The following is a 4,332-nucleotide window of genomic DNA, read 5'->3' as shown; positions in this document are numbered from 1 at the left end:
CCGTCGACCACGGTGCGGCCGTCGTAGCTCTTGGCGAGCCCGCGGACCTCGACCGCGCCGCGCGACACGTCGGGCGCCGGGACGCGGCCCGGTGCCGGCAGCGGCGCGTCGAGGACGGCGAACGCCCGGTCGGCCGCCGCGACGCCGTCGGTCGACGCGTGGAACTGGGCGCCCACCGCGCGCAGCGGCGCGTACACCTCGGGCGCCAGCACGAGGACCGCGAGAGCGGTGACGAGGTCGAGGCCGCCGTGCACGAGCCGCAGGCCGACGCCCACGGCGACGACCGCGACGGACAGCGTGGTGAGCAGCTCCAGCACCATGCCGGACAGGAACGCGACGCGCAGGGTGCCCGTCGTGGCGCGGCGGTGCGCGTCGCCGAGCGCCCGGACGCGTGCCTCGGGCCCGCGCTCGCGGCCGAACGCCCGCAGCGTGGGCAGGCCCGCGAGCAGGTCGAGCACCTGCGACCCGAGCCGCTCCATGGTCGCGAGCCCCCGCGCCGACCGGCCCTGCGTCATGACGCCGACGAGCCACATGAACACCGGCACGAGCGGGATCGTGCCGGCCAGCACGGCGAACGACACCCAGTCGAGCCGCAGGGCGACGAGCAGCGTCGCGGGCGTCAGCGTCGCCGCCAGCACGAGCTGGGGCAGGTAGCGCACGAAGTACGGCTCGAGCGCGTCGAGGCCGCGGGTCGCGAGCGTCACGACGCCCGCGCCGTCGTCGCCGGCACGGCGCGGGCCGGCCGCGGCGGCGTGCGCGACGACGCGCTCGCGCAGCTCCGCGACGGCGCGCGTCGCGGCCCGGTGCGCGTACCGCTCCTGCACGGCGACGACGACCGCGCGGGCGCCGACGACCGCGAGCAGCCCGCCGACGTGCGGCGCCACGGCCGCGAGGGAGGCGCCCTCCGCGACGGCCGAGCCCAGCGCGTGCGCGAGCAGCAGCGCCTGCGCCACCACGAGCCCGCCCGTCAGCACCCCGAGGACGACCGTCAGCGCGAGGTACCCGCGCGCAGCCCGCGCGTACCGCAGCAGGCGCGGGTCCAGCGGCCTCACGGCCGGCCGCCCGGCGCGCGCCGCCTCACGACCGGGCGGTGACGCGGGCGAACGTGAGCCCGGTCGACTCGGGGATGTGCTCGAGCGTGAGCCGCTTGCGGAACACCCAGTACGTCCAGCCCTGGTAGAGGAGCACGACCGGCGTGAGGATGCCCGCCACCCACGTCATCACGGTGAGCGTGTAGTCCGTCGACGACGCGTTCGCGACGGTGAGGGAGTGCGCCGGGTCGAGCGCCGGCATCACGGCGGGGAACATCGACCCGAAGATGAGCACGACGGCGGCGACGATCGCGACGGCGGACGCCGTGAACGCGACGCCCTCGCGGCGGGCCCGCGTCGCGACGACCACCACGGCGAGCGACGCGGCCGCCACCAGCACGGCCGCCCACGTCCACGCCACCGAGTACGCCACCTGGGCCCACACCGCCCACACGCCGGCCAGCGCCAGCGTGACCACCGAGCTGCGCGCCGCGAACGTCGCCGCGCGCCCGCGCATCTCCCCGTCGACCTTCATCGCCAGGAACACGGCGCCGTGCGTGAGGAACAGGCTCAGGGTGACGAGCCCGCCGAGCAGGGCGAACGGGGACAGCAGCGCGAGGAGTCCGCCCACGTACTGGTGGTCCGCGTCGAGCTCGACGCCGCGCACGAGGTTCGCGAACGCCACGCCCCACAGCAGCGACGGGACGAACGAGCCGACCATGAGCGCCCGGTCGGCCCAGGCGCGCCACCGGTCGTCGTCGATCTTGCCGCGCCACTCGAACGCGACCACCCGCACGATCAGCGCGAGCAGGATGAGGAACAGCGGCAGGTAGAAGCCGGAGAACAGGGTGGCGTACCACTCGGGGAAGGCCGCGAACGTCGCGCCGCCCGCGGTGAGCAACCAGACCTCGTTGCCGTCCCACACGGGGCCGACGGTGTTGATGAGGAGCCGTCGCTCCTTCTCGCGGCGCGCACGGTCGCCGCGCGGCAGCACCGCGAGGAGCATCCCGACGCCGAAGTCGAAGCCCTCGAGCACGAGGTAGCCGGTCCAGAGGACCGCGACGAGGAGGAACCAGATGACGGGGAGGTCCATGGCCGGGTCTCCTCAGTAGGCGAAGGACAGCGGACGGGTGGTGCCGTCGGCGTCGTCGTCGTCGGAACGGGGGGCGGCGTCGGGGCTGGGGTCGCGCTCGCGGTCGGCGACGCCCTCGACGGCGTACCGCTTCATGAGCCGGAACCACACGACCATGAGCACGCCGTACAGCAGCGTGAACCCGACCATCGAGAACACGACCATGCCGGGGCTGACGACCTCGCTGACGCCGCGGGCGGTGAGCAGCCACACGCCGTCGACGCCGGACGCGTCGGGGTTGGGCGCGACGACCCACGGCTGGCGCCCCATCTCGGTGAAGACCCAGCCGAACGCCGACGCGAGGAAGGGCGTCGGGATCGCGACCAGGCCGAGGCGGCCGAACCACGGCAGCCCGGTGACCGACCCGCGGCGCCGCAGCAGCCACAGGGCGGCGGCCGCCAGGGCCGCGGACCCGGCGCCGAAGCCGATCATGAGGCGGAAGGACCAGTACGTGACGGCGAGGTTCGGGTAGAACCGCGTGTCCTCGTCGAACGTCGGCGGGACGCCGTTCGCGTCCTCCCAGTCGCTGATCCAGGACGCGTAGTGCTCCTGCAGCTCGTCGACGCCGCGGATGGGGGCGTCGAAGTCGCCGGTCGCGAGGTACGACGTGACGCCGGGGAGCTCGACGAGGTGGCGGACGCCCGCGCAGTCGTTCGTCAGGTCGCCGATCGCGAGGATCGAGAACGGAGCGCCCTCCTCCGACGCGCACAGACCCTCGGCCGCCGCCATCTTGGCCGGCTGCTGCTGGAACATGAGCTTGGCCTGCCAGTCGCCGCTCACGGCCACACCCGCGCCGGAGACGAGCATCGTGACGAGCCCCAGCACCACCGCGGGGCGGTAGACGTCGCGCGCCGTGGCGGTGTCGCCCGCGCGCACCAGCCGCACCATCCACCAGGCGGCGATGCCGGCGACGAACGTGCCCGCCGTGAGCAGCGCCGCGGCGACCGTGTGCGGGAACGCGGCGAGCACGGTCGGGTTGGTGAGCACGGCGACGACGTCCGTCATCTCCGCGCGGCCGGTCTCGAAGTTGAACGTCGTGCCGACGGGGTGCTGCATCCACGAGTTCGCCGAGAGGATGAAGTACGCGGACAGCGTCGTCGCGACCGCGACCGCCCAGATGCACGCCAGGTGGATGCGCCTGGGCAGCTTGTCCCACCCGAAGATCCACAGGCCGAGGAACGTCGACTCGACGAAGAACGCGGCGAGCGCCTCCATCGCGAGCGGGGCGCCGAAGACGTCGCCGACGAACCGCGAGTACTCGGACCAGTTCATGCCGAACTGGAACTCCTGCACGATGCCCGTGGCCACGCCGATCGCGAAGTTGATCAGGAGGAGCTTGCCGAAGAACTTCGTCAACCGGAGCCAGCGCTCGTCACCCGTGCGGTACCAGGCGGTCTGCATGATCGCGACGAGCGGCGAGAGGCCGATCGTCAGCGGCACGAACACGAAGTGGTAGACGGTCGTGATGCCGAACTGCCAGCGGGCCAGGTCGAGGGCGTCCACTCAGGTCTCCGGTGCGGGAAGGGCGGCTCGGGCGGTGCGAGCGGGCGGGCGACGACCGCCGGTCCGACCGTAGGAAGGGACCCGGTGCGGGGTGGGGGACCAAGGTCCCGGGTGCTGACAGGACGTCGTCACGCCGCCGCCGTGGCCGGGGATCCGCCGACGGAGAGGCCGCCGGGCGCGGCGCCGCGCGGACCGTCGGACGCGCCGACGCCGGGCCGTCGCCGGGCGTCGGCGTGGCGTTGTGCGATACTCGTCCCGGTCCTGGCGCCACACCGCCGGGACCGACGGCCGCACCGGCCGTCCGTGCAGCCTCACCGCCGCCCTCCTCGGCGCCGCTCCGTAGCGGAGCGCCGAGACGGCCCGGCCGGCGATGGCGCCGGACACCCGCGCGGCGGCCGCGACCAGCGACTTCCGTCGCCGTACCGGGCAGCCCCGGGCGAGCGACGACGACCTGCCCGGGACCGCACGACGTGTGGACGGTGGTCCCGGGTGCACAGGAGCACCGCGCGTGAGCCCCGACACCACCCCCGACACCGCGACCGACGCCACGACGGCCGGGGGTGAGGCGCCGCCCCGGCGCCGCCGCCGGGTGACGCGCGACGTCGTGACGCCGCCCGTCGTCGAGCCGACCGGCACCACCGCCGAGCCCGCCGCGCCCGTGCCGGC

Annotated in this window: 3 protein-coding genes; all 3 read right to left on the bottom strand. The window is 74.7% G+C overall.

The genetic code is table 11. The features are described 5' to 3' along the window. On the bottom strand, positions 1 to 1,052 hold a 1,052-nt coding region (locus AB6N23_RS17460), incomplete at its 3' end, for an ABC transporter transmembrane domain-containing protein (protein ID WP_412867241.1). Positions 1,053 to 1,077: 25 nt separating this feature from the next. Further along, entirely contained in the window at positions 1,078 to 2,124 is a 1,047-nt protein-coding gene (gene cydB / locus AB6N23_RS17455; RefSeq protein ID WP_412867240.1) for a cytochrome d ubiquinol oxidase subunit II, read from the bottom strand. Between the two features lie 12 nt (positions 2,125 to 2,136). Beyond that, complete coding sequence (locus AB6N23_RS17450) at positions 2,137 to 3,666, bottom strand: cytochrome ubiquinol oxidase subunit I (protein WP_412867239.1); 1,530 nt, start codon at positions 3,664 to 3,666, stop codon at positions 2,137 to 2,139. Between the last annotated feature and the right edge of the window lie 666 nt (positions 3,667 to 4,332).

This window comes from Cellulomonas pasadenensis, from assembly GCF_047229365.1.
Taxonomy (GTDB): domain Bacteria; phylum Actinomycetota; class Actinomycetes; order Actinomycetales; family Cellulomonadaceae; genus Cellulomonas.
The sequence above is the reverse complement of the archived record's forward strand: the minus strand, read 5'-3'. Positions and strand labels throughout refer to the sequence as shown.